Genomic DNA, 23,988 nt, shown 5'->3' on the forward strand with positions numbered 1-23,988 from the left:
CCGCCCCCGCCCCCCCCCCCCCTCCTGTTTGCGGATCTTGCTACGCCGCGTTGCGCGCCAGCGCCCGCTGGTTGGAGGCGTAGATCGTATCGCGCTCCGGCAAGGCGCCGGTCTTCAGGCACTCCACCCACTCGGCGGTCTTCAGCACCGCCGCGAAGCGCGACTGCAGGATGATCGTGACCACGCGGTGAATCTCCTCCGCCGAGGCATAGCCGGCGCTGTTGGCATAGGGTAGCGAGCCGGTGGCGTCGGACAGGAATTCGACCGCAAAGCCCATATGCACGGCGTGGATGATGGTCGACAGATCGCAATTGTGCGTCATGTAGCCGACCACCGTGAGCGTATCGATGGCGTTGGCGCGCAGCCAATCCTCGAGGTCGGTGCCGGTGAAGGCGGAAGGCAGGTTCTTTTCGATATAGTGGTCGCGGCCGCGCCTGGCGATCTCCGGATGCAGTTCGGCGCCATGGCTGCCCTTGGCGAAAACTGGCGATGTCTCGGGTGCCATCTGCTTGATGACCACTACCTTGACGCCAGCAGCAGTGGCCGCATCCATGGCCCGCGCCACGTTGACGACGCTGTCGCGGAACGGCGGATGCTGGATGGCGAGATTGCCGCCATCATAGTCGTTCTGGACGTCGATGACGATGAGAGCGCGGCGCGGTGCGGTTTTGACTGGGTCAGACACGGGTGTTTTCCTTTCCGGCTTGAAATGCGATGGGCCCGAAAATAGGCATATCCCCAAGCGACCAAAAGTGTCCCGATTGACATCGTTCGAAAGAATTGGGACAATCCGCAATCACTTTGCTGGAAGCCCCATGACCGACCCGATCATTGCCGTCCTAGCTTTCGACGGCATCAGCCCATTCCATCTCTCCGTGCCATGCCTGGTGTTCGGCGAGGACAGGACGGCGCTTGGGCTGCCGCGCTTCGAGTTCCGCATCTGCGCGGTCAAGGCCGGCCCGGTCCACACCGAAGCCGGACTGACGGTTGCCGCACCGCATGGGCTCGAAGGGCTCGACGGCGCCGATATCGTCATCATTCCAAGCTGGCATCATCTCGGCGAGCCGCCAGCGCCAGTGTTGATGGAGGCGATGCGCAGAGCGCACGAGCATGGCGCATTGATTGTCGGACTGTGTCTCGGAACCTTTGCCATTGCCGCGGCTGGACTGCTTTCAGGTCGCCGCGCCGCGACGCACTGGGCCTACTCCGAGCGGCTGCAGGAACTCCATCCAGACATCGCGGTCGATGCCACTGTGCTCTATGTCGACAATGGCGACGTCGTAACCTCGGCCGGTGTCGCGGCCGGCCTCGACTGCTGTCTCCACATCGTGCGCGCCCGCTACGGCGCGGAAGCGGCACTGCGGCTCGCCCGCCAGATCGTCCTTTCCCCGCACCGGCAGGGCGGGCAGGCGCAATTCATCGAGCGCCCTGTGGCAAAAAGCGCTGACGCCGACCGCTTCACCCAGGCGCTTGACGCGGTGTGCGCCACGCTCGGCGAGGCACATAGCCTCGACGGCGTCGCCGAAGCCGCCGGCCTGACCCGGCGCACCTTCACCCGCCGTTTCCAGAAGTCGATCGGCACCAGTTTTGGCGATTGGCTGACCAGCCAGCGGATAGAACTCGCGCAGCGGCTGCTGGAAACGACGGAGAAATCGATGGATATCGTCGCCTTCGAAGCCGGCTTCGGCAGCGCCACCTCGTTGCGCCAGCATTTTGCCGCGAGACTGAGGACATCGCCGGCGCAATACCGGCGCGAGTTTTCCAGGCGAGGCGAGCAGGACGAGCGCGCGGCGTTGTCGCGTTGATCGCCTGCGGCAGCCCCCTCACCCCCGCTTGACCGCCTGCGCCGGATTGCCGACCACCGTAGTGTCGGCTGGCACGTCACGCGTCACCACCGCGCCGGCGCCGACAATGGCGCCCTCGCCAATGCTGACGCCGCCAAGGATCACCGCGCTGCCGCCGATCCACGCATTTGCGCCGATCTCGACCGGCCTGGCGATCTCCAGTCCCGCCTGCCGTCCCGCCGCTTGCCTGTGGTGCTCGGCGCAGTAGATCTGGACATTGGGGCCGAGCAGCGTTCCCTTGCCGATGCGCACCGGCGCCGTGTCCAGGATGGTGCAGCCGGCGTTGAGAAAAACATTGTCGCCGAGAAAGATGTTGAAGCCGTAGGCGCAGTGGAACGGCGCCTCGATGCGGGCGCCAGTGCCAGCGGCGCCGAGCAGCGCCTTTAGGCTCGGCCCGAGATTGCCGCGCTGGCGGGGCGGCAGCGTATTATGCTCGAACACGGCGTCGCGCGCCGTGGCGCGCAGCGCCTCCAATTCGTCATCGAGGCAGGTGTACCATTGGCCGGCGGCCATCCTTGTGCGCTCGCTATCAGCCATGAAGGGTCTCCAGTCGACGTCATTGCAAAGCACAATCGCGGCCGGCAGAAAAGCTCCGACGCAAGTACTGGCCAAATATCGGACCTATGGTAGCCTGCCTTCTGAGGGCTGTCCTGGCCCGGGGATCGAGGGGATCTACCATGCTTTACGTTCTCGCACTGTTGATCGGCGTTATTGCCGGCCTGCGCGCCATGACCGCGCCGGCCGCCGTCGCCTGGGGCGCCTGGCTCGGCTGGCTGCCGGTTGCCGGCACCTGGGCGAGCTTCATGAGCCACTGGGCCGCCGTCGGCATCTTCACCATCCTGGCCATCGTCGAGCTGGTCACCGACCAGCTGCCGTCGACGCCCAGCCGCAAGGTGCCGCAGCAGTTCGGCGCCCGCATCGTCATGGGCGCCTTCACTGGCGCGGTGATCGGCGCAACTGGCGGCGCCACCATCGGCGGCCTGATCGCCGGGGCCATCGGCGCGGTTATCGGCACGCTGGGCGGCGCCGAGGCGCGCGGCCGGCTGGCGGCGGCTTTCGGCAAGGATCCGCCCGCCGCCTTCATCGAGGACGCGGTGGCGATCATCGGCGGCCTGCTGATCGTGGCGGCGATGGCATGACGGCCAAGACTTTCGACGCCATCATCATCGGCGCCGGCCAGGCGGGGTCGCCATTGGCCGGCCGGCTGACGGCTGCCGGCATGAGCGTGGCGCTGATCGAGCGCAAGCTGGTCGGCGGCACCTGCGTCAACACCGGCTGCATGCCGACCAAGACCATGGTCGCCAGCGCCTATGCCGCGCATCTCGCCAGGCGCGCCGCCGATTATGGCGTGACGCTCTCAGGCCCCGTCGGGGTCGACTACAAGGTGATCAAGGCGCGCAAGGACAAGGTTACGATCGACGCCCGCACCAATCTGGAGACATGGATCACGGGCATGAAGGGCTGCACCCTCTATCGCGGCCACGCACGCTTCGAGACCGCCAACACAGTGCGCGTCGGCGACGAGCTGCTGACCGCCGAAAAGATCTTCCTCAACACCGGCGGCCGCGCTTCGGTGCCCGATCTGCCCGGCGTCCACGATATCGATTACCTGACCAATTCCACGATGATGGATTTGGACGTGCTGCCGCGCCACCTGATCGTTGTCGGCGGCAGCTACATCTCGCTCGAATTCGCGCAGATGTTCCGCCGCTTCGGCTCGGAAGTCACCGTCATCGAAAAAAGCCCACGCCTGACCGGCCGCGAGGACGAGGACGTCTCCGCAGCCATCCTGTCGATTCTCGAAAATGAAGACATCGCGGTTCATCTCGGCGCCGGCGACATCGGCTTTGCCAGGCAGGGCGACGACATTGCCGTAAGCTTCTCCGCCGGCAAGCCGCCGGCTGTCGGCTCCCACGTGCTGCTGGCGCTCGGCCGCACCCCCAACACCGATGACCTCGGCCTCGACAAGGCCGGCGTGGAAGTCGACAAACGCGGCTTCGTCACCGTCGACGATCAGTTGCGCACCAACGTGCCGGGCATCTGGGCGATGGGCGACTGCAACGGCAAGGGCGCCTTCACCCACACCTCCTACAACGATTATGAGATCGTCGCCGCCAATTTGCTCGACGACGATCCGCGCAAGGTCAGCGACCGCGTCGAGGCCTACGCGCTCTACATCGACCCGCCGCTCGGCCGCTGCGGCATGACGGAGGCCGCGGTCAGGAAATCCGGCCGCCGGGCGCTGGTCGGCCAACGGCCGATGACGCGCGTCGGACGCGCCGTCGAAAAGGGCGAGACGCAAGGCTTCATGAAGATCCTTGTCGATGCCGACACCAGGGAAATCCTCGGCTGTTCGGTGCTCGGTCCTGGCGGCGACGAGGCGGTGCATTGCGTGCTCGACCTGATGTACGCCAAGGCGCCCGTCGACACGCTGGCGCGCGCCATGCACATCCATCCGACCGTCTCGGAACTGCTTCCCACCATCGCGCAGGAGCTGAAGCCGCTGGCCTGAAACCTATCCGGCTTCCGGTCCGATGCCTCGGCAGCCCGTTGAGGATCTGCTCCATCCTTTCTGCATTGCTGCATTGCAGCGATGTATGTTGCGCCCGGCATGGATCCTCGCGCAGTCTAAAATTGAACCGATTCAGTCTGGACGCCCCATGCCTTTGCCGATCCTTGCGCTTGCCATTGCGTCCTTCTGCATCGGCACCACCGAATTCGTCATCATGGGGCTGCTGCCGGAGGTCGCCGCCGACCTCGGCGTGACGATCCCCGCCGCCGGCCTGCTGGTCACCGGCTATGCTCTGGGCGTCGTCTTCGGCGCGCCGATCGTCGCCATGGCCACGGCGCATCTGCCACGCAAGCCGGTGCTGGTCGGGCTGGCCGCCCTGTTTGTGGTTGGCAATCTGTTCTGCGCCATCGCGCCCAACTACTGGCTGCTGATGGCCGCGCGCGTCTTCACCGCCTTCGGCCACGGCGCCTTCTTCGGCATCGGCTCGGTCGTCGCGGCGAGCCTGGTGCCACGCAACAAGCGCGCCAGCGCCATCGCGCTGATGTTCGCCGGGCTGACGCTGTCCAACATTCTGGGCGTTCCGGCCGGCACGGCGCTTGGCGAAGCTTTCGGCTGGCGCTCCACCTTCCTCGCCGTGGTCGGCATCGGCCTGATCTCGGTCGCCGCCATCGCCTGGCTGGTGCCGTCCGATGTCGCTGAGCCGAGCGGCGGCGGCCTGCGTGGCGAACTGCGCGTGCTGGGCAAGTTGCAGGTCTGGCTGGCGATGCTGATCGCCTCGCTGGCCTCGGCCAGCCTGTTCGCCGTCTTCACCTACATCAAGCCCTATCTCACCGACGTTTCCGGCCTGTCGACCTCGGCGGTCACCTGGGTGCTCTTGCTGTTCGGCGCCGGCATGACCATCGGCAACGTCATCGGCGGCCGGCTGGCCGACTGGAAGCTGATGCCGACAGTCATCGGCACGCTGCTTTTGATGGCGGTCCTGTTCGTCGGCTTCATGCAGTTCGGCGCGATCCCAAGCGTCGCCGTCGGCGTCGTCTTCCTGTGGGGCCTGCTGGTCTTCGTCGTCGTGCCGCCGCTGCAGATCCGCGTCGTCGAGGCGGCTTCCGAGGGACCGAACCTTGCCGCCACGCTCAACCAGGGCGCCTTCAATGTCGGCAACGCCGGCGGGGCATGGATCGGCGGCGTGGCCCTTTCGGCTGGCGTTTCCTATGCCCACCTGCCCCTGGTCGGCGCGGTGCTCGCTTTGCTGGCGGTCACCGTCGCGGTGCTGTCACAGGCCCTGGACCGGCGGATCCCCGTCGCACAACCCGCCGAGTAGCGCGACAAATTGGACCAATCGACAATGGCCTCGCCGCAGGGCATGTCTCTCCGCCTGCCGAAGGAGAGAGTCATGCAGAAATCGATCGAACGCATCGCCGGCGACAGCGATGGCGTTTCCTACGAATTCCCGGTGTTCCGCTTCGCCGGCGCCGACAAGGCGGCGCCCTCGGCCTATTTGCAGGCGGCACTCCATGCCGGTGAGTTGCCGGGCGTCGTCGCCATCGATGCCTTGATGCCGATGCTCGCCAAGGCCGAAGCCGAAGGCCGCATCAAGGGCAACATCACCATCGTGCCGTGGGCCAACCCGATCGGCCGCGCCCAGTATCATTTCGGCGAGCATCAGGGCCGCTTCCATCTGGGCACCCGCACCAACTTCAACAGAGGCTTTCCGTTGCTTGCGGCACCTGATGCCAAGCTTTTGCCCGACACCACGTTCGGTGGCGCCGACCAACGGTTGAAGTCACGCCTGGTGCAGCTGTCGCTCGGCAACGACATCGTGCTTGACCTGCATTGCGACGACGAAGGCCTGGCCTATCTCTACATCCACACCAGCCTGTGGCCAGCCATGGCCGATTGCGCCGCGGCCATGGGCATCGACGCGGTGGTGCTGTGGAGTGAAGACACCGACGGCACTTTCGAGGGCGCCTCGATCATGCCCTACCAGAACGTTCCCGCCGAGGTGTCGAAGCTCGACCGCCGCGTCGCCACAACGGTCGAATATCGCGGCATCCTCGATGTCGATGGTGCGTTCGCCGCCGCCGATGCCGAAGGCCTTTACCGGCTGCTGGTGGCACGCGGCGTGATCGCAGACGGCGCCCTGCCGGCGCCCGGTCCGTTCAAGGGTGTCGTCGCGCCGTTGGAAAACATCGACATGATGCCGGCGCCCCGGCCTGGCGCTGTCCTCTATGACGTGAAGCCCGGCGACCGCGTCGCGCGGGGCGCGCCGCTGGCCACCATCGTCCATGCACCGGGCGAAGCCGATGGCCGCACGGAAGTGTTCGCGCCGCAGGACGGCCTCATCCTGACCCGCCGCTCGCGCCGCATTATCCGCGCCGGCGAGGATTTGCTGAAACTGGTCGGTGACAGGAAGAGCGCCGATGCGAGGTCGGGCACGCTGGAGGACTAAACTACCCCGAGATCGCCTGTCGCGCCTTCGCCTCCAGCCACTCAGCCATCAGCCGGTAAGGCACGGGACCATGGCTGATGCGGGCGACGCCGAGTTCAGCCAGCCGCTGCCGTGGCGGCACATGCGCCAGCGCGATGATGTTGACCGGCAGCGTCGTGGCCTTGCACAGCGCCTCGATCAGCCCTTCGTCACCAAGGCCCGGCGCAAAGAAGCCGCTTGCCCCGGCTTGTTCATAGGCATGCGCGCGCTCGATCGCCTGGTCGAGCAGGGCCCTGTCATGCGCATCGGGCTTCGCCTTGAGGAAGACGTCGGTGCGGGCGTTGAGGAAGGCCGGGATGCCGGAGGCCTTGACGGCCGCTGCAGCCGCCTCGACCCGCTTCACCTGCACGGCAATGTCGTGCAGCCCGCTGCCGCCGACAATCTGGTCCTCGAAATTGAAGCCGATGGCGCCGGCCTGCAAGGCACGCGTCACCGTTTGGGCGACGACCTCCGGCTCGACGCCATAGCCGCCCTCGAGGTCCATGGTCACCGGCAGGTCGACCGCCGCCACGATGCGCTTGATGTTGTCGAGCGCCAGTTCCAGCGGAATCTTCTCGCCATCGGCGTAGCCAAAGGCGGCAGCGACCGGCCAGCTTCCGGTGGCGATGGCCTTGGCGCCGGCTTTCTCGACGATCTTGGCCGAACCCGGATCCCAGGCATTGTAGAGAACGACCGGATTGCCTTTGACGTGAAGGGAATGGAACGTTCGCGCGCGCTCGATCTGCTGGGTCATTGATGTCTATCCCGTCTTCTCGATGTTGGACACGCAGTTTAGGCAGGGCTACCGGCTGTGGCGATGTGCCATGGGCCTGAGAAGCGGCGGCCACCGAACAGACTTTTCAAATCAGTTGCGTATCCGGTTTTTCGCCGCTATGGATTTCGCCATGAACATGCGTTCGACCAAGACCATTTGGTGGTGGGCCTGCTGACAGCGGCCTGTTCGAACGCGCGTGCGTGAAAGAGAGGGTGGCCGCAACGGAATGTCCGGGCGGCCATTTGTTTTTCCAAAGCCAGTCCCGGGTCCGTTGCCCCAACAAGCTGATGGAGACGGCAATGACGATGAAGGTTCTGGAAAACGGCGCTGAAAGCTTCGTGACCGCGGGTGGCATCACCATCACCCGCGAGCGTCACGACAGGCCCTATGCGGGTGCCATCGACAGCTATGTCGATGGCTTGAATTCGCGCCGGGGCGCGGTGTTCTCCTCGAATTATGAATATCCCGGCCGCTACACGCGCTGGGACACCGCCATCATCGATCCGCCGCTGGTGATCTCGGCGCGCGGCCGCGCCATGCGCATCGAGGCGCTGAACGGCCGCGGCGAGGCGCTGTTGCCGGTCATCGGTAAGACGCTCGGCGACCTTTCCGAGGTGACGATCGCCGAAACTTCGAAGAAACTCATCCGCCTCGACGTCGCCAAGCCCGGCCGGGTCTTCACCGAGGAAGAGCGCAGCCGCGTTCCCTCGGTGTTCACCGTGCTGCGCGCCATCACCGCTTTGTTCAAGACCGCCGAAGATGCCAATCTCGGCCTCTACGGCGCCTTCGGCTACGACCTCGCCTTCCAGTTCGATCCGGTCGACTACAAGCTCGAGCGCAAACCCAGCCAGCGCGACCTCGTGCTGTTCCTGCCCGACGAGATCCTGGTCGTCGACCATTATTCGGCCAAGGCCTGGACCGACCGCTACGACTATTCGGGCGAGGGTTTTTCCACCGAGGGCCTGCCGCGCGACGAAATCGCCGAGCCGTTCAAGACCGCCGACCGCATCCCGCCGCGCGGTGATCATGAGCCCGGCGAATACGCCAATCTGGTGCGCCGCGCGATGGACTCGTTCAAGCGCGGCGACCTGTTCGAAGTCGTGCCCGGCCAGATGTTCTACGAGCGCTGCGAGACGCAGCCCTCGGAGATTTCGCGCAAGTTGAAGTCGATCAACCCCTCGCCCTATTCCTTCTTCATCAATCTCGGCGAAGGCGAATACCTGATCGGCGCCTCGCCCGAAATGTTCGTTCGCGTCAACGGCCGCCGCGTCGAAACTTGCCCGATCTCGGGCACCATCAAGCGCGGTGACGACGCCATTTCGGACAGCGAGCAGATCCTGAAACTGCTCAACTCGAAGAAGGACGAATCCGAGCTCACAATGTGCTCGGACGTCGACCGCAACGACAAGTCGCGGGTCTGCGAGCCGGGTTCGGTGCGCGTCATCGGCCGCCGCCAGATCGAGATGTATTCGCGCCTGATCCACACCGTCGATCACATCGAGGGCCGCCTGCGCGAAGGCATGGACGCCTTCGACGCGTTTCTCTCGCACGCCTGGGCGGTCACCGTCACCGGCGCGCCCAAACTGTGGGCCATGCGCTTCATCGAGCAGAACGAGAAGAGCCCGCGCGCCTGGTATGGCGGCGCGATCGGCATGGTCAATTTCAACGGCGACATGAACACCGGCCTGACGCTGCGCACCATCCGCATCAAGGACTGCATCGCCGAGGTGCGCGCCGGCGCCACGCTGCTTTTCGACAGCATTCCCGAGGAAGAAGAAGCCGAAACCGAACTGAAGGCATCCGCCATGCTCTCCGCCATCCGCGACGCCAAGGCAGGCAACTCCGCCAGCACCGAGCGCACCACCGCGCGCGTCGGCGATGGCGTCAACATCCTGCTCGTCGACCACGAGGACTCCTTCGTCCATACGCTCGCCAACTATTTCCGGCAGACCGGCGCCAATGTCTCGACCGTGCGCACGCCGGTGCCGGAGGAAGTCTTCGACCGGCTGAAGCCCGACCTTGTCGTGCTGTCGCCCGGCCCCGGCACGCCGAAGGATTTCGACTGCGCCGCCACCATCGCACGAGCTCGTGCCCGCGAGCTGCCGATCTTCGGCGTCTGCCTTGGCTTGCAGGCGCTGGCGGAGGCTTATGGCGGGGAACTCAGGCAGTTGCATATTCCCATGCACGGCAAGCCGTCGCGCATCCGCGTCTCCAAGCCGGGCATCATCTTTTCCGGCCTGCCCAAGGAAGTCACCGTCGGCCGTTACCACTCGATCTTCGCCGATCCGGTGCGGCTGCCCGATGACTTCATCGTCACGGCCGAGACCGAGGACGGCGTCATCATGGCCTTCGAGCACCGCAAGGAGCCCATCGCCGCTGTCCAGTTCCACCCGGAATCGATCATGACGCTCGGCCACAATGCCGGCATGCGCATCATCGAAAACATCGTTGCCCATTTGCCGCGCAAGGCCAAGGAAAAGGCAGCCTGAACTCAATGGCCGAAGCCGAGAACACGGTGGCGATCGCGGCCAAGGCCGCGGCGAAGCGCAAGGTCGCCAACCTTGCCTTCTGGTCGATCATCATTGCCATGATCGTGCTCGGCCTGAAAATCGCGGCCTGGTACGTTACCGGTTCGGTGGCGCTTTATTCGGATGCGCTGGAATCGATCGTCAACGTCATCGCCTCGGCCGCCGCCTTCTGGGCGATCCAGATCAGCTACAGGCCTGCCGACCAGGATCACCCGTTCGGCCATCATAAGGCGGAATACTTTTCCGCGGTGCTCGAAGGCGTGCTGATCGTGCTCGCCGCCCTTCTGATCCTGAACGAAGTCTGGCGCTCCTGGCAGGCGCCGGCGCCACTTGAGCAGCCCTGGAAAGGTCTTGCCATCAACGGCGTCGCCACCGTCATCAACGCCTTCTGGGCCTGGACGCTGATCCGCGTCGGCCGGGCCGAGAAGTCGCCGGCGCTGGTCGCCGACGGCAATCACATCGTGACCGATGTGGTCACCTCCGTCGGCGTCTTCGGCGGTCTGGTCGGGGCGATCCTGACCGGCTGGCATATTCTCGATCCGGCTCTCGCCGTCATCGTCGCGCTCAACATCCTGTGGCAGGGCTGGCACGTCATCGGCTCGTCGATGAACGGACTGATGGACCGCGCCGTCGACACGCAGGAACACATGCGCATCCGCGACATCATCTCGGGCAACTGCAAGGGTGCGCTGGAGGTGCATGACCTCAAGACCCGCATCGCCGGACGCGCCACCTTCATCGAATTTCACCTGGTCGTCGACGCCGACATGTCGGTCGGCGCCAGCCACGTCATCTGCGACCGCATCGAGGACGCGCTAAAGGCCGAAATCCCCTCGGTGCGCGTCACCATCCACGTCGAGCCCGACGATGAAGCCAAGCTGCCGAAAGGCACGACGGCTGTGCCGTTTGCATAGCCTGCAGTTTGCGAGGCCTGTCGAGATTCAGGTCAGGCCGAGCCGAGAATGGTGGCTTCCGAGAACCGGAGCGGAGCGTACTTAAGTACGTGAGCACCGGAAGCGCAGGAAGCTGCCGTTCGCAGGCCGGCATCACCTGAATATCGGCAGGCCTCACGGGGCGCAGGCTGATTGCGGCATTGGCTGCAGCCGGTAGACCTTGTCATCGGATTGCGTCTTGCCGTCGGCCGCCTTCGAGCAGAGATCGACGATCGCCAGGCTGCTGTTGGGATTGGCCAGCATCATCATGCCGTTGGTACCGCGCTTGAGGAAAATCTCCTTCTGCGCGATGTCGCAGGAGAAATCGCTCATTTTCGAGCTCGCGGCACAACGCCACTGGTCGGCCTCGCCCTGGCAGGAATAGGTCTGCGTGACCTTGCCCGACTTCTGCCGCGTCGTGACCGAGACGGCAATATCGGCGCCGTCGGGCCAATTGGCGACGTCACCGCCGGAGGCGTAGGCGGCCAGTTCCACCGGGCCGCGGAAAACCCGGATCGATTGCGTCAGCTGGCCGGGATGCGAGGCCAGATGCGACGCGTCGTAGTCGCGGCCGTAGCAAAAGGCCTGGTCGGGCTTCAGCCGCTCGCGCAACGGCGCCCCGAGCGCCGGATCGATCGGATCGATGCGCGCGAACTCCGCCTTGCAGGTCGCGGCCGGCATTGGGTCGAGGCGGAAATTGTCGTCCTCCTTGCCAAGCGCCTGCCTGTCGTATTCGGCCGCGCCGAGTTCTTCTTCCGAATCCGCATCGAGATAGATATCGGACGACAGATCGGACAGGAGCAACCGGCCCTTGTCGTCGACCTTCAGCGACGCCAGCGTGCGGTCGCAATCCATGCCGCAATGGATCGGGCCTGATGTGCCGTCCTCGGACCCGTGATTGCACCAGCCGCCGGCCCATTGCGGCGCCTTGGCGCCGCGCACCGTGGTGGTAAGGAACCCATTGTAGGACGTGTCCGAATTCGCCGACGGTTCCTCGTTCGGCCTGCTGACCGGATCATGGCCATAGTAGAAGAAGATCCGCGCCACCTTCTGCTTCGGATACGCCTTCATATGCGCCGCGTCATAGACCCGGCCGAAACAGGCGTCCGCCCCGTTCGGACTGAGTTCGGCGAGTTTGAGCGCATCGTCGGCAGCGGCCGTGCCTGCCAGCAAACCGAGCAGCGCGGCGCCAAATCCGGCGCCGGCGATTGTCTTCCATTGCCCTACCCTGGACGTCATGTGACCCCTCCTCGCATCGACAGGACGTAACGTCAATTTATGCTAGTATTGCGGCTGGAGCCACGCAAATCGCGGAGAAATCCGAGGAGGGATGCCATGCGCCGACGCGACATGTTCCGCGCGGTTCTTGCCGGAACCGGAACGCTTCTTGGCCTGCGGGCCGTGCAGGCCGCGGCTACCGAGCCCGCCAGGCTGAAGGTCGCCTATCACCTGAGCGATGTGGACAAGGTCAACTTCGTGCTCGGCAACATCAAGAACCACTATGAGGGCACTGGCGGCAATGTCGACATCGTGCTCGTCGTGCATGGCCCGGCCCTTGCCGGCTTCAAGTCGAAGGGCATATCGGCGGCGGTCTCCGGCCGCTTCGCCGGCCTGGTACAGCAGGGGCTGGAGCCGCATGCCTGCGCCAACACTATGCACGGCATGGACATTTCGCTGGCCGACCTGCTCGCCGGCTTCCATGCCGCCGACAAGGGTGGTGTCGTCAAGCTCGCCGAACTGCAAAGCCAGGGCTATGCCTATCTCAGGCCATAGTGCACAGTCTTGACTGGACGGTCGCGAACGGCTGGTCTCATGAAAATCTCCGGAGGAAACTGTAGTGCCAGGCACGACCGCGCTTACCATCCCCGATCTCGCCGGCAAGGCGGTGCTGGTCACCGGTGCCTCGACCGGCATCGGCGCCGCACTGGCGCTGGCCTATGCCGCGCAGAAGTCCAAGGTGGCACTGCACTACAATTCAAGCCGCGACGCCGCCGAGAAGCTCGGCGAGACCATTGCCGACAATGGCGGTGAGGTGTTCCTCGTCCAGGGTGACTTCTCCGTCGCCGCCGATGTCGAACGCGTCGTCGAGGACAGCGCGCAACATTTCGGCCGCCTCGACGGGCTGGTCAACAATGCCGGTGGCATGCTCGGCCGCGTGCCCTATGCGGAGCAGACCGAAGCCCATTACGACGCGGTGATGGATCTCAACGCGCGTTCGGTGCTGACCGCCTCGCGCAAGGCGATGCCGTGGCTGAAGAAGCAGGGTGGCTTCATCGTCAACACCTCGTCGATCGCCGCGCGCAACGGGGCGGGCGGCGGCGCCAGCCTCTACGGCTCGGCCAAGGCCTTCGTCTCCAACGTGACGCGCGGCATGGCCAAGGAACTGATCGGCTTCGGCATCCGCGTCAACGCCGTGGCGCCCGGCACCATTCTCACGCCTTTCCACGAGCGCTATTCGACCGACGAACAGATGAAAGGCATGGTCGCCACCATTCCGCAAGGGCGCGCCGGCACCGCCGAAGACTGCGTCGGCGCCTATCTGTTCCTTTCATCGGACCTGTTGAGCGGTTACATCACCGGCCAGGTGATCGAGGTGAATGGCGGCCAGTTGATGCCGTGACCAGCTATCTGCATACTGGCGGCCCGCATACTATTGTCGGAGACTTTGAAGGGGAGACAACGGAATGTACGGACTGATCGGCAAGATGCGGGCGGCGCGCGGCCAGCGCGATGCAGTCATGGATGTCCTGCGCGCCAGCACCGGCGCCCTGCCCGGCTGCCTGAGCTATATCATCGCCCGCGACCCCGCTGATGCCGACGCGATCTGGGTCACCGAAGTGTGGACCGACGCCGAAAGCCACAAGGCCTCGCTGCAGCTTCCCGAAGTCCAGGCGGCCATCGCCAAGGCCCGGCCCTTCATCGCCGGCTTCGAGTTCCAGGTCGAGACCCATCCGGTTGGCGGCTTCGGGTTGGCTGACGGCAAGACTGACTGACTAGAACAGAAAGTGCCGTGCCAACGGGTCAACCTGCAATGCAGATCGTGAACATCCACAATGCGAAGGCCAGTCTTTCACGTCTCGTTGACCGGGCCGCCAAAGGTGAGCCATTCATCATAGCCAAGGCGGGCAAGCCATTGGTCAAGGTCGTGTCGATCAACCAGCCAGCGTCGGCTCAGGCGCGACGGATCGGTTTTATGGCTGGCCAGTTTTCCGTCCCCGACGACTTCGATCGCATGGGCGACGGACAGATCGAGCAACAGTTCGACGCCAACGCGTAGGCTCCTTTTTCGGCGCGACGGGCTTCGCATCACCCCGCTTCGCGTCTAAGACCGAAAGATGGATTCCTCGACCGAGCCACCTCTGGACCAGCCCGCCATCGAGCGCATGGCGCGCATGGGCGGGCCTTGGCAGTGGCTGGTCCTGCTCACCATCTCGGCCCTGTTTGCCGGCGCGCTCGAACTCGCCGCTTTGCCGGCGGCGCTGCTGATCGGGCCGATGCTGGCGGCCATCGCCTCCGGCACCAACGGCGCCACGGTGCGCGTACCGCGCCTTCTGTTCGGCTCCGCCCAGGCGATCGTCGGCTGCCTCGTCGCCGCTTCGATCTCGGCCGACATCTTTCCCGTCTTCTACCGGGAATGGCCGCTGTTCCTGGGTGTCGTGGTGGCGACCGTCGCGGCCTCCAGCCTGCTCGGCTGGCTGATCAGCCGCTGGCGCATCCTGCCCGGCACCACCGCCGTCTGGGGCTCCTCGCCGGGCGCCGCCACCGCCATGGTGCTGATGGCGGGCGCCTTCGGCGCCGACCAGCGCCTCGTAGCCTTCATGCAGTATCTGCGCGTCATCTTCGTTTCGGTGACGGCGGCTCTGGTCGCCAAGATGTGGGTAGACACATCGGGCATCGAGATCCCGCCCATCGTCTGGTTTCCGCCGATCGATGCTCAAGCCTTCGCCGCTACCATCGGCATCGCGACCGTCGGCGGGCTGGCGGGCAAATTGTGCCGGCTGCCCTCGCCGTTTTTCCTCGGTACCTTCATCTTCGGCACCGTCATCCATCTCGGCCTTGGCGTGGAGATGCAATTGCCGCCCTGGCTGCTGGCCGTCAGCTACGCCATTGTCGGCTGGTCGATCGGATTGAACTTCACCCGGCCGATCCTGCGCCATGCAACGCGCGCCCTGCCGCAGATCATCGCCTCGATCGTGGCGCTGATCGCCTTTTGCGGCGGGCTCGCCTTCCTGATCAGCCATCTCCTTGGCATCGATCCGCTGACCGCCTATCTGGCGACCAGCCCGGGCGGCATGGACAGCGTCGCCATCATCGCCGCCGCCGCTCGGAACGTCGACATCTCTTTCGTCATGGCGCTGCAATCGGCACGTTTCCTCGTCGTGCTGCTGGTCGGCCCAAGCGTCGCGCGGCTGGTGGCCCGGTCGATCAGAGATTAGGCAGGACCACTTCCCAGACCTCATAATTTGGCTGGCCGGATCCAAGCCGGCGTTGCCGCTGTGCGATAGGTCAATGCCAAGAACCTGTTCGACACTCGCAAGACCATCTGCTCGGCCGGCTATTGCTACCGTGACGAAGGCCGCTCGCTGTTCGCCAGCCTGCGCTATCGTTTCTGAGATCAGCGCCCGGCGCGAGGAGCAGCCGCTACTCCTCGCCGCCCCCATTTTCGCCCGGCGCGCCGCGGCGCCAATAGGCGGTGACCAGGTGTCTGTCGCGCGACAGGCCCCACTCCTTGCGCACGATCTTGCGGATCTCGCGGAAGTCGGCGAATTCGCATCCGGCCCAGACATGGAGCCCGTCGACAAGCGCGGCGTGGCTGCGCTCCCGCAAAGCGCCTGGCAGCAGGCCGGCTGTGCCGGCCTCGCGGCCGTGCCGGTAGAGCCAGGTGATGTCGATGTTCTCGCCTTGCGGCAACGCGATCCGGTCATCCGGACCATCGACCTCGATGAGCGCCTCGGCGCGGGTCGACGGCGGCAGGTGCTCCAGAATCCTGCCAATAGCGGGCAGCGCCGTGTCGTCGCCGGCCAGAAGCAGCACCTGCGCCTCCGGCGCCTCGCCGCCGCCGGGCCCGATCATGCCGATCACGTCTCCCGCCCGTGCGTTCTGCGCGAAGGCGGCGGCGGGCGTGTCCTGGCCGGGATGCAGCACGAAGTCGACATCGAGCCAGCCGCTTGCGGCGTCGATCGCCCGGATCGTGTAGACGCGCACGGTCAGCGCGTCCTCCCCGGAGGGCCAGACAAGCAGGCCGTCAGCGCCAAGCATGGGCCAGACCGGCTGCCGGCCACGCGGCGGCAAAAGCAGCCGCATGTGCAGACCGCCATGGGTAAAACGGCCGAGATCCTTGCCGGCGAAACGCAGGCGCTGCATGTGCGGCGAAATCCGCGTCGACGACATCACGGTGATCTCGCGGAAGAAGACCGGCGTGCCGGCATCGCTGCCGTCGCCTTCCCAACGCAATCCGCTGGTGGTGCCGAGATGCTGGGCAACATGGCCGGCGACCGTCATCTTCATGTAGGAGAGGCAGGTCTCGTCCATCGCCGCGACGCGGACCAGCATGGCGTTGCCGTCGAGCGTGGCGCTCAACGACCCGTAATAGAGGCGAAGCTCCCATCGATCGGCGGCACCGGTCTCGATCTCGAATTCGCCGTGCTCGGTGCGAAGACGCTCGATCGCCGACCTCATCGCCTCATCGCTGATCCGGGTCTGCGCACTCAACTGGTCCATCGTTCAAGTCCTTCGATAGCGGTTCAAACGAAGCCGCCGAAAGATCTTGGCCTCGTCGCCATCGCCGGGCATGCCACAGCGCCGCCATCGTTTCCACAGGAAACTTGAGTTAAGTAATCATATTTTAGGATGAGCCGTCGGAGATCTGATTTATGCCGGCCGGCCTATCGCGGCGCTGCAAGGCGTTCGGGAAGGAAATCGACGAAAACGCGCACCTTTGGCGACAGATGGCGATTGGAGGGCCACAGCATCCGGAACTGGCCACGGCCGTCGACATGATCGTCCAGCACGATGCGCAGCTTGCTGTCGTGGAGCGCCTCGCGGACCAGGAAATCGGGCATGCAGGCGATACCGAGGCCGGCGAGCGTGGCGCCCTTCAAGGCTTCCATGTTGTTGCAGGTCAGCATCGAGCGGATCTGCGGTTCGGCGCTACCGGTGGTGAACGGCCAGTCCAGCAGCCTGCCGCTGTTGAGAAAGCGGAAGTTTATGCCGAAATGCCTGATCAGATCAGCCGGCACGCTCGGGGTGCCATGGCGATCAAGGTAGGAGGGCGCGGCGCACAAGAGCATGCGAAACGGCGCAACGGGTCTCGATACCAACCGTGAATCGGGCAGCTCGCCACTTCTGATCGCAACATCGATGCCCTCCTCGATGACGTCGACGACGCGATCGTTGAAATCGATATCGAGCTCGATCTCGGGATAGCGGGCCATGAACTCCGACAGCACCGGCAGCAGCAGATGGTAGGTGACGATCGGGGTCGAGACACGCAGCCGCCCGCGTGGCGTCTCGCGTGTCCGCGACAGCATCGCCTCGGCATCGTCAATGTCGTCCAGGATGCGCCGCACCCGTTCGTCGAACAGTCTGCCCTCCTCCGTCAGGCCGACGCGTCGCGTGCTGCGCTGCAGGAGCCGCACGCCGAGCTCCTGTTCGAGCCGCGCGACGCTCTTGCCGACGGCGGAAGCCGAGATGCCGAGCGCGCGGCCGGCGGCGATGAAACTGCCGAGTTCGGCGGTGCGGGCGAAGGCCAAGAGGCCACTGAGGCGATCCATTGCATTCTTCCATTCGAGCGTTTCAGTCCGGTATGTCAGGAAATACAATACCATTTTTCTGGAAAGGCGGCAGGCCTATCTTGTCCTTGCGACCGGCGCGCGACCCACGCGGCAAGCTGGCGGATGCTTTTTCAGATAGGAAAATCCATGACCCTGAAGACCACAACCGGCTCGGCCGAGAGATGGCTGGTGCTCTTGTCGGTATGCCTTGCCGCGATGACGATGCCCTTGACCTTCACCGGCCCGGCGGTCGCGCTCTCGCGTATAGCGGCCGATCTCGGCGGCAGCCCGATCGCGCTCAACTGGGTGACGAACGCCTTCATGCTGACTTTCGGCGCCAGCCTGATGGCGGCCGGAGCGCTGGCCGACAATCACGGCCGCAAGCGGATTTTCCTCGCTGGCCTCTGCCTCTATGTCGTGGCGTCACTTGGCGCGATGCTGGCGCCCGACATCGCCTGGTTCGACATGTTCAGGGCCGCGCAAGGGATCGGCAGTTCCCTGGCCTTCGCCGGCGGCGCCTCGGCACTTGCCCAGGAATTCGAGGGACCGCTGCGGCTGCGCGCCTTCTCCTTCCTCGGCACCAGCTTCGGCATCGGTCTCGCCTTTGGTCCAATCGCCTCCGGCCTGCTCATCTCCGCATTCGGTTGGCGATCGATCTTTGTTCTGGTCGCGGCACTCGCGATCGCCTCGGCGGTCCTCGGCCTGCGCACCATCAGGGACTCGCGCGACCCGGATGCGACCGGGCTCGACTGGGCTGGAGCCGGCACCTTCACTATCGCGCTGGCCTCGTTGACCTATGGCGTGTTGCAGGCGCCGCAGAGCGGCTGGGCCAATCCCCTCGTCATCGCGGTGCTTGCAGCGGCGCTTGTCTTCTTTGCCGTCTTCGTCATGGTTGAGCAGCGCGTGCCGCGACCGATGCTCGATCTCACTCTGTTTCGCTTTCCTCGCTTCGTCGGCGTCCAGTTCCTGGCCGCGGCACCTGCCTATGGCTTTGTCGTTCTGCTCGTGCTTCTGCCGATCCGCTTCATCGGCATCGAAGGGATGAGCGAGATCAAGGCCGGGCAATTGATGATCTGCCTCTCGGGACCGTTGCTGATCCTGCCTTTGCTTGCCGGCCAGCTGGCGCGCTGGATCGCGCCGGCCACGATCTGCGGCGTCGGTCTGCTCGTCACCGCCGCCGGCCTCGTCTGGCTGAGCCTGACACCACCGGTCGACATCGCGCTGGTGGCGCCGCTGGTGCTGATCGGCGTCGGCATTGCCTTGCCGTGGGGCCTGATGGACGGGCTTGCCGTCAGCGTCGTGCCGAGGGAGCGCGCCGGCATGGCGGTCGGCATCTTCAACACCACGCGCGTCGCCTGCGAGGGCGTGGCGGTGGCAATCGTCATGGCGACACTGTCCGGCTTCACCGCGGCACAGCTGGCCGCTCAGGGAGTGTCCACGGATACGGCCGCCGCGGCGCAGCTGCTGGTGACCGGCAATGTCGGTGCAAGTGCGCAACATCTGCCTACGGACAGCGCCGCCATCCTGGTCGGGGCTTACGAAGCGGCATTCGACAGGCTGCTGATCGTGCTGGCGGCAATCACCATCGTCACCGCCCTTGTCGTGTTCCTCGGCCTGCGTCGCGGATCGACGGTGGAACATGAGGCCGTGCCTGTGCCGGCATGCCAGGAAGGGTAGGCTGCGGATCTCAGGCGATGACCAGGCTCGCGATGCGATCGCCGTCCAGCGTGAAGGTCATGTCGCCTTCGCCGTTGAAGCCGTCGCCCGTGACGGCGATGCGAACGCGATAAGTGCGTTCCGCCGCTGCGATGCGGACAATCCGGAGATTGGACTTCACGCCGATATTGTCCGACTGGTTCCAGCGCGCGATCTGTTCGCGGCCATGAAAGTCCCGCCCCCAGTCGCTCAGCAACGCATCGTCGGAAAAGGTGTCGAGAAAGGCTTCCGTATCACCTGCATTGGTGGCCTCGACGAAGCGGCGGATGGGATCGGGCGTGGTCATCAATCGAGCCTGTGCATCAGATCCTCATCCAGCCATCGGCCGAAGAAATAGACCAGTTGCTTGTGCCACCATGGCCAGTCATGGCTGACATCGCCGCCCCAATAATCGACCCATGCGGGAATCGATTTGTCGCGCAGGATTTGTTCCAGCTGGCGCGTCTCGACCAGCATGCGTTCTTCCCAGGCACCTTGCCCGCAGCAGAAGATCAGCCTGAGCGACTTGAGCCGGGCCAGCAGTTTTGGATCGACGATGCCGGGCAGATAGTCGAGCGGCGAGTTGTAGAAGATGTCGCCGTCGAGTGCTTTGCCGAAGAAGTCGCGGGCCGAATAGACGCCCGACAGGGAGATGACGCCGCTGGCGAGTTCGGGAAAACGGAAGACGAAGTTCGAGGAATGGTAGCCGCCCATCGAACAGCCCGAAAACAGCGGCTTCAGTTTGCGCCCGCCATTGGCTGCCGAGGCCGTGGCGAGGAACTCCGGCAGCGCCTCGTCGCGCAGATAGCGGAAATAGGCCTCGTGCCGGGCGATGCGGTGCGCGGCATCGTGATGCTTGTCGAAGAAGGATTCCGAATCGATACCGTCGACCGCGAACAACTGGATGCGGCCGGTGTCGATGAACTCGGCCAGCGCGCCCACCCCGCCGGAATCCTCGAACTGGTAGAACCGCCCCTGCGAGGTCGGGAACACCACGACCGGCCGGCCCGCATGGCCGTAGCGCTTGTACTCCATGTCGCGGCCGAGATTGCGGGCGAAGGCCTTGTGATAGGAGATGTCCATCCCTCACGCCTTTTCCGCGTGGATATAGGCGACCGCTTCGCGCAGCGCAGCCTGATCCTTCGACCGCATCTGATAGGCGTAGTTTCCCATGGCGCGGCTGAAAACCTCTTCTATGGCCTGATGGTGGACGATCTTGTCGCCATGCGCGGCTAGCACGTCCTCATGGCTGTGCAAATAGCGGAGGCGGCGCTTGCGGCTGGCATAGGCAGTGAAATACTTGCCCTCATAAGGGCCGCCGGCGGCGTCCTTGACCACCATGTCGGCCCATGCCGCATAGACGTCGATATCGAACGTATAGTTGATCGCGTCGGTCATCCAGGCGCCGGGCGGCCGCATGTTGACCTCCAGCGCGATGATCCGGTCGTCCCTGGTCTCGAACAGCTCGATGTGAAAGAAGCGCTCGCGCACGTCGAACGCCTTCAGGATCTTGCGGCCCGCCTCCTCGACAACGGGCCGGATCCGGGGGAAACAGATGTAGCTCATGTGGCGGTCCTTGTTGACCACCTCCATGACGCTCTGGTCGTAGCGGTGACTGGCGGCCAGCACTACCTCGCCGTCGCGATTGACCAGGCCATCATAGGTCACCACCAGCCCCTCGATGAACTGCTCCATGACGAAGGTTACACCCTCGGGCTTGTCCCTGAAGAATTGGTCGAGCTCTCCCGTGTTGGAGATCTTGAAGGTGTTCGAGGCGCCGGATCCCGAATCCGGCTTCACCACCACGGGATAGCCGACCCGGCGGATGAAGGTCATGGCGCCGGCGCGGTCGGAGCATTTGCGCTGCGCGATCGTCTCGACGCCGCTCTTGCGGAAGAAGGCGCGCATGCGGCTCTTGCGTTTCAGGTTCTTCACGAAATCGAGCTTGGTGCCGTAGACGTTGAAGTCGGTGCGGATGTTGGCTTCGAGTTCCAGCCAATGCTCGTTGAGCGACTCGAAACGGTCGATGCGGCCCCATTTGTGGATGAAATGCCCCATCGCCCGGAACACCGGATCGTAGTCCTCCATGTCGGCGACCCGGTAATATTCGGAGAGCGACGCCTTCAGCTTGCCGTCCAACGCTTCATAGGGTGCGTCGCCGATGCCGAGCACCGTCGCGCCGGCCTTTTTCAGCCGGTCGCAGAAATCGGCGCCGTTGGCTGGAAAATGCGGCGAGAAGAACACGAAATTCATGGCCAGTCCCCTCCCGGCGAAAGGGCACCGCAGCCCCGCCGGCGCTCAAGTCTGGCGTATTTGCAGCGCGCGGGGAAGAGCATCCGCATTAGTATGGCATTCAACCGGGTCCCACCCCGCTTGCCTCTCACAAGCCGCTCCTGTAAGAGAACCGCCATGAACACGCGCGCCACCACCGCTTCCCGTCCGACCGGCTTTGCCGGCGAGACCGTGCGCGCGCTGGCATCGACCCTGCTTCTTCTCGGCCTTATCGGCGATCGCCGGGTTCGCTGAAGGAGCGCCCGGCGGTCGAACCGCCGCGCAAGCGCACGCTCCTTGGCCAGTCTCAAAATTGGCAATCACATCAAGCGAACGAAAATCTGGTAAAGGCGCCACTCGCCATCAATCCGTCCAGGACGGATCCGAGGCCGCCGGGAGAAACGACGATGAACGCACGAGAACAAATCCGCCCTGATGCCGCTGCAGCCGGCAAGGATGCGGAACCGGCCCGGGGCATGCCCGACGCGGCCCGCAAATATCAACCCTATCCAACCGTTGGCCTCACCGACCGGACCTGGCCTTCGAAAGTCATCGACAAGGCGCCGATCTGGTGTTCGGTCGACCTGCGCGACGGCAACCAGGCGCTGATCGATCCGATGGGCCATGAGCGCAAGGCGCGCATGTTCGGCCTGCTGCTCGACATGGGCTTCAAGGAGATCGAGATCGGCTTCCCCTCGGCCTCGCAGACCGATTTCGACTTCGCCCGCTGGTGCATCGAGGAAGGCAATGTCCCAGCCGACGTATCGCTGCAGGTGCTGGTGCAGTGCCGGCCCGAGCTGATCACCCGCACCTTCGAAGCGCTGAAGGGCGCCACCAACCCGATCGTGCATTTCTACAATTCGACCAGTGAATTGCAGCGCCGCGTCGTCTTCGAGAAGGATGTCGGCGGCATCAAGCGCATCGCCACCGACGCGGCCAAGATGATCACCGACATGGCCGCCAAGGCCGGTGGCGGTTTCCGTTTCGAATATTCGCCAGAGAGCTTCACCGGCACCGAGCTCGACGTGGCATTGGATATCTGCAACGCCGTCACCGAGATCGTCAGGCCGACGGCCGACAACAAGCTGATCATCAACCTGCCGTCGACGGTCGAGATGTCGACGCCCAACATCTATGCCGACCGCATCGAATGGATGTGCCGCAATCTCGACAACAGGGAGAACCTGATCATATCGCTGCATCCGCACAATGACCGCGGCACCGGCATCGCCACCACCGAGCTCGGCCTGATGGCCGGCGCCGACCGCGTCGAAGGCACGCTGTTCGGCAATGGCGAGCGCACCGGCAATGTCGACATCGTCACGCTGGCGCTCAACATGTACACGCAAGGCGTCGATCCCGGCATCGACTGCTCCGACATCAACCGGATGAAGGATGTCTACGAATATTCGAACCAGCTGAAGATTCCCGAGCGCCACCCCTATGTCGGCGAACTCGTCTACACGGCCTTCTCCGGTTCGCATCAGGATGCCATCAACAAGGGCATGAAGGCCTTGAAGAAGGCCAACACGCCGCTGTGGGAAGTGCCCTACCTGCCGATCGATCCGGCCGATGTCGGCCGCAGCTACGAGGCGATCATCCGCATCAACTCGCAGTCGGGCAAGGGCGGCATCGCCTACGTGCTGCAGGCCGATTACGGCCTCAACCTGCCGCGCAATCTGCAGATCGAGTTCAGCCAGGCGATCCAGGCGATCACCGACGCGGAAGGCAAGGAGGTGCCGGCCAAGCGCATCCATGAGCGGTTCCTCGAGGCCTATGTCGACCAGCCGGGCGCACGCTTGAAATTCCTCGATCACCACACCTACCCCGACACCGAGGTCAAGGGGCGGCGCGTGGTCGAGGCTGTCATCCTCGACAACGGCAAGGAAACGACGATATCAGGCACTGGCACCGGCCCGATCGACGGCTTCGTCGATGCGCTGTCGCGGCATGTCGGCGTCGAGATGTCGGTGCTCGACTATTCCGAGCACTCGATGCAGCGCGGCTCGAACGCCTCCGCCATTTCCTATGTCGAGATGGAATATCCAGGCGGAAAGCTGTTCGGCGCCGGCATCAACACCAACATCGTCGCCGCCTCGCTGGAAGCCGTGACTTCCGCCGCCAACCGTATCGTGGGCCGCAAGGCGCGGTAATCCCTACCGGTCGTGGGGGGGGGGGGGGGGGGGGGGGCGGG

General features: G+C 64.7%; 23 protein-coding genes. 14 read left to right on the top strand and 9 right to left on the bottom strand.

The window, feature by feature from the left end; genetic code table 11:
• Window positions 1-40: 40 nt before the first annotated feature.
• Complete coding sequence (locus tag LB577_RS31930; RefSeq protein ID WP_224690391.1) at window positions 41-685, bottom strand: cysteine hydrolase family protein; 645 nt, start codon at window positions 683-685, stop codon at window positions 41-43.
• A gap of 130 nt (window positions 686-815) precedes the next feature.
• On the opposite strand from LB577_RS31930, the gene LB577_RS31935 reads away from it, so the two are divergent.
• Complete coding sequence (locus LB577_RS31935; protein WP_224690392.1) at window positions 816-1,805, top strand: GlxA family transcriptional regulator; 990 nt, start codon at window positions 816-818, stop codon at window positions 1,803-1,805.
• Window positions 1,806-1,823: 18 nt separating this feature from the next.
• Here the strand turns inward: LB577_RS31935 and LB577_RS31940 are convergent, their stop codons facing one another.
• The gene (locus tag LB577_RS31940; protein WP_224690395.1) at window positions 1,824-2,381 is read right to left on the bottom strand and encodes a sugar O-acetyltransferase; all 558 of its coding nucleotides are present in this window, start codon (window positions 2,379-2,381) and stop codon (window positions 1,824-1,826) included.
• Between the two features lie 140 nt (window positions 2,382-2,521).
• Between LB577_RS31940 and LB577_RS31945 the strand changes: the two genes are divergently transcribed.
• From LB577_RS31945 to LB577_RS31960, 4 genes are all read left to right on the top strand, one after another.
• Window positions 2,522-2,983, top strand: coding sequence for a DUF4126 domain-containing protein (locus tag LB577_RS31945; RefSeq protein WP_224690397.1), 462 nt, complete (start codon window positions 2,522-2,524; stop codon window positions 2,981-2,983).
• The gene (locus LB577_RS31950) at window positions 2,980-4,356 is read left to right on the top strand and encodes an FAD-containing oxidoreductase (protein WP_224690398.1); all 1,377 of its coding nucleotides are present in this window, start codon (window positions 2,980-2,982) and stop codon (window positions 4,354-4,356) included. Before LB577_RS31945 ends, LB577_RS31950 begins: the two co-directional genes overlap by 4 nt.
• A 148-nt stretch (window positions 4,357-4,504) precedes the next feature.
• Window positions 4,505-5,674 (top strand): MFS transporter, encoded by a 1,170-nt coding sequence (locus LB577_RS31955; RefSeq protein WP_224690399.1) that lies wholly within the window; start codon window positions 4,505-4,507, stop codon window positions 5,672-5,674.
• Between the two features lie 72 nt (window positions 5,675-5,746).
• The gene (locus tag LB577_RS31960; RefSeq protein WP_224690400.1) at window positions 5,747-6,802 is read left to right on the top strand and encodes a succinylglutamate desuccinylase/aspartoacylase family protein; all 1,056 of its coding nucleotides are present in this window, start codon (window positions 5,747-5,749) and stop codon (window positions 6,800-6,802) included.
• Window position 6,803: 1 nt separating this feature from the next.
• On the opposite strand, the gene LB577_RS31965 is transcribed toward LB577_RS31960, so the two are convergent.
• The gene (locus LB577_RS31965; protein WP_224690401.1) at window positions 6,804-7,574 is read right to left on the bottom strand and encodes an isocitrate lyase/phosphoenolpyruvate mutase family protein; all 771 of its coding nucleotides are present in this window, start codon (window positions 7,572-7,574) and stop codon (window positions 6,804-6,806) included.
• Window positions 7,575-7,894: 320 nt separating this feature from the next.
• Here LB577_RS31965 and LB577_RS31970 point away from each other — a divergent pair, with 320 nt between their 5' ends.
• Together LB577_RS31970 and LB577_RS31975 are read left to right on the top strand one after the other, a co-directional pair.
• The gene (locus LB577_RS31970; RefSeq protein WP_224690402.1) at window positions 7,895-10,084 is read left to right on the top strand and encodes an anthranilate synthase; all 2,190 of its coding nucleotides are present in this window, start codon (window positions 7,895-7,897) and stop codon (window positions 10,082-10,084) included.
• Window positions 10,085-10,089: 5 nt separating this feature from the next.
• Window positions 10,090-11,037, top strand: a complete 948-nt coding sequence (locus LB577_RS31975; protein WP_224690403.1) for a cation diffusion facilitator family transporter — start codon at window positions 10,090-10,092, stop codon at window positions 11,035-11,037.
• A gap of 153 nt (window positions 11,038-11,190) precedes the next feature.
• On the opposite strand, the gene LB577_RS31980 is transcribed toward LB577_RS31975, so the two are convergent.
• Complete coding sequence (locus LB577_RS31980; protein WP_224690404.1) at window positions 11,191-12,294, bottom strand: hypothetical protein; 1,104 nt, start codon at window positions 12,292-12,294, stop codon at window positions 11,191-11,193.
• A 96-nt stretch (window positions 12,295-12,390) separates the two neighbouring features.
• On the opposite strand from LB577_RS31980, the gene LB577_RS31985 reads away from it, so the two are divergent.
• The 5 genes from LB577_RS31985 (at window position 12,391) to LB577_RS32005 (ending at window position 15,491) form a co-directional block, all read left to right on the top strand.
• Complete coding sequence (locus LB577_RS31985; protein ID WP_013893412.1) at window positions 12,391-12,828, top strand: DsrE family protein; 438 nt, start codon at window positions 12,391-12,393, stop codon at window positions 12,826-12,828.
• Between the two features lie 64 nt (window positions 12,829-12,892).
• Window positions 12,893-13,675, top strand: coding sequence for an SDR family NAD(P)-dependent oxidoreductase (locus LB577_RS31990; RefSeq protein WP_224690405.1), 783 nt, complete (start codon window positions 12,893-12,895; stop codon window positions 13,673-13,675).
• A gap of 64 nt (window positions 13,676-13,739) precedes the next feature.
• The gene (locus tag LB577_RS31995) at window positions 13,740-14,048 is read left to right on the top strand and encodes a putative quinol monooxygenase (protein WP_023779474.1); all 309 of its coding nucleotides are present in this window, start codon (window positions 13,740-13,742) and stop codon (window positions 14,046-14,048) included.
• Window positions 14,049-14,086: 38 nt separating this feature from the next.
• Window positions 14,087-14,332, top strand: coding sequence for a type II toxin-antitoxin system Phd/YefM family antitoxin (locus tag LB577_RS32000; protein ID WP_224690407.1), 246 nt, complete (start codon window positions 14,087-14,089; stop codon window positions 14,330-14,332).
• Between the two features lie 58 nt (window positions 14,333-14,390).
• Window positions 14,391-15,491 (top strand): AbrB family transcriptional regulator, encoded by a 1,101-nt coding sequence (locus tag LB577_RS32005; protein WP_224690409.1) that lies wholly within the window; start codon window positions 14,391-14,393, stop codon window positions 15,489-15,491.
• A gap of 205 nt (window positions 15,492-15,696) precedes the next feature.
• Here the strand turns inward: LB577_RS32005 and LB577_RS32010 are convergent, their stop codons facing one another.
• On the bottom strand, window positions 15,697-16,776 hold the full coding sequence (locus tag LB577_RS32010) for a siderophore-interacting protein (RefSeq protein ID WP_224690411.1): 1,080 nt from the start codon (window positions 16,774-16,776) through the stop codon (window positions 15,697-15,699).
• 164 nt (window positions 16,777-16,940) lie between these two features.
• Window positions 16,941-17,828, bottom strand: coding sequence for a LysR family transcriptional regulator (locus LB577_RS32015; protein ID WP_224690413.1), 888 nt, complete (start codon window positions 17,826-17,828; stop codon window positions 16,941-16,943).
• Between the two features lie 147 nt (window positions 17,829-17,975).
• Between LB577_RS32015 and LB577_RS32020 the strand changes: the two genes are divergently transcribed.
• Window positions 17,976-19,505, top strand: a complete 1,530-nt coding sequence (locus LB577_RS32020; RefSeq protein ID WP_224690414.1) for an MFS transporter — start codon at window positions 17,976-17,978, stop codon at window positions 19,503-19,505.
• 10 nt (window positions 19,506-19,515) lie between these two features.
• Here LB577_RS32020 and LB577_RS32025 read toward each other — a convergent pair whose 3' ends face one another.
• The 3 genes from LB577_RS32025 to LB577_RS32035 are packed head-to-tail and all read right to left on the bottom strand — an operon-like array spanning window position 19,516 to window position 21,776.
• Window positions 19,516-19,830, bottom strand: a complete 315-nt coding sequence (locus LB577_RS32025; protein ID WP_224690415.1) for a nuclear transport factor 2 family protein — start codon at window positions 19,828-19,830, stop codon at window positions 19,516-19,518.
• Entirely contained in the window at window positions 19,830-20,606 is a 777-nt protein-coding gene (locus tag LB577_RS32030; RefSeq protein WP_224690416.1) for an esterase family protein, read from the bottom strand. The genes LB577_RS32025 and LB577_RS32030 overlap by 1 nt, the downstream gene beginning before the upstream one ends.
• Before the next feature lie 3 nt (window positions 20,607-20,609).
• A complete protein-coding gene (locus LB577_RS32035; protein WP_224690417.1) occupies window positions 20,610-21,776 on the bottom strand; it encodes an ATP-grasp domain-containing protein in 1,167 nt (388 codons plus the stop codon).
• A 425-nt stretch (window positions 21,777-22,201) separates the two neighbouring features.
• Here LB577_RS32035 and leuA point away from each other — a divergent pair, with 425 nt between their 5' ends.
• Complete coding sequence (gene leuA, locus LB577_RS32040) at window positions 22,202-23,947, top strand: 2-isopropylmalate synthase (RefSeq protein WP_224690418.1); 1,746 nt, start codon at window positions 22,202-22,204, stop codon at window positions 23,945-23,947.
• The last annotated feature ends 41 nt before the right edge of the window (window positions 23,948-23,988 follow it).

It is taken from the genome of Mesorhizobium sp. B283B1A, from assembly GCF_020165735.1.
In the GTDB taxonomy this organism is placed as follows: domain Bacteria; phylum Pseudomonadota; class Alphaproteobacteria; order Rhizobiales; family Rhizobiaceae; genus Mesorhizobium; species Mesorhizobium opportunistum.

Bases quoted from the DNA above. Each gene is read 5' to 3' on its own strand.
- LB577_RS31935 (WP_224690392.1), top strand. From the start codon at position 816: ATGACCGACCCGATCATTGCCGTCCTAGCTTTCGACGGCATCAGCCCA.
- LB577_RS31940 (WP_224690395.1), bottom strand. From the start codon at position 2,381: ATGGCTGATAGCGAGCGCACAAGGATGGCCGCCGGCCAATGGTACACC.
- LB577_RS31945 (WP_224690397.1), top strand. From the start codon at position 2,522: ATGCTTTACGTTCTCGCACTGTTGATCGGCGTTATTGCCGGCCTGCGC.
- LB577_RS31950 (WP_224690398.1), top strand. From the start codon at position 2,980: ATGACGGCCAAGACTTTCGACGCCATCATCATCGGCGCCGGCCAGGCG.
- LB577_RS31955 (WP_224690399.1), top strand. From the start codon at position 4,505: ATGCCTTTGCCGATCCTTGCGCTTGCCATTGCGTCCTTCTGCATCGGC.
- LB577_RS31960 (WP_224690400.1), top strand. From the start codon at position 5,747: ATGCAGAAATCGATCGAACGCATCGCCGGCGACAGCGATGGCGTTTCC.
- LB577_RS31965 (WP_224690401.1), bottom strand. From the start codon at position 7,574: ATGACCCAGCAGATCGAGCGCGCGCGAACGTTCCATTCCCTTCACGTC.
- LB577_RS31970 (WP_224690402.1), top strand. From the start codon at position 7,895: ATGACGATGAAGGTTCTGGAAAACGGCGCTGAAAGCTTCGTGACCGCG.
- LB577_RS31975 (WP_224690403.1), top strand. From the start codon at position 10,090: ATGGCCGAAGCCGAGAACACGGTGGCGATCGCGGCCAAGGCCGCGGCG.
- LB577_RS31980 (WP_224690404.1), bottom strand. From the start codon at position 12,294: ATGACGTCCAGGGTAGGGCAATGGAAGACAATCGCCGGCGCCGGATTT.
- LB577_RS31985 (WP_013893412.1), top strand. From the start codon at position 12,391: ATGCGCCGACGCGACATGTTCCGCGCGGTTCTTGCCGGAACCGGAACG.
- LB577_RS31995 (WP_023779474.1), top strand. From the start codon at position 13,740: ATGTACGGACTGATCGGCAAGATGCGGGCGGCGCGCGGCCAGCGCGAT.
- LB577_RS32000 (WP_224690407.1), top strand. From the start codon at position 14,087: ATGCAGATCGTGAACATCCACAATGCGAAGGCCAGTCTTTCACGTCTC.
- LB577_RS32005 (WP_224690409.1), top strand. From the start codon at position 14,391: ATGGATTCCTCGACCGAGCCACCTCTGGACCAGCCCGCCATCGAGCGC.
- LB577_RS32010 (WP_224690411.1), bottom strand. From the start codon at position 16,776: ATGGACCAGTTGAGTGCGCAGACCCGGATCAGCGATGAGGCGATGAGG.
- LB577_RS32015 (WP_224690413.1), bottom strand. From the start codon at position 17,828: ATGGATCGCCTCAGTGGCCTCTTGGCCTTCGCCCGCACCGCCGAACTC.
- LB577_RS32020 (WP_224690414.1), top strand. From the start codon at position 17,976: ATGACCCTGAAGACCACAACCGGCTCGGCCGAGAGATGGCTGGTGCTC.
- LB577_RS32025 (WP_224690415.1), bottom strand. From the start codon at position 19,830: ATGACCACGCCCGATCCCATCCGCCGCTTCGTCGAGGCCACCAATGCA.
- LB577_RS32030 (WP_224690416.1), bottom strand. From the start codon at position 20,606: ATGGACATCTCCTATCACAAGGCCTTCGCCCGCAATCTCGGCCGCGAC.
- LB577_RS32035 (WP_224690417.1), bottom strand. From the start codon at position 21,776: ATGAATTTCGTGTTCTTCTCGCCGCATTTTCCAGCCAACGGCGCCGAT.
- leuA (WP_224690418.1), top strand. From the start codon at position 22,202: ATGAACGCACGAGAACAAATCCGCCCTGATGCCGCTGCAGCCGGCAAG.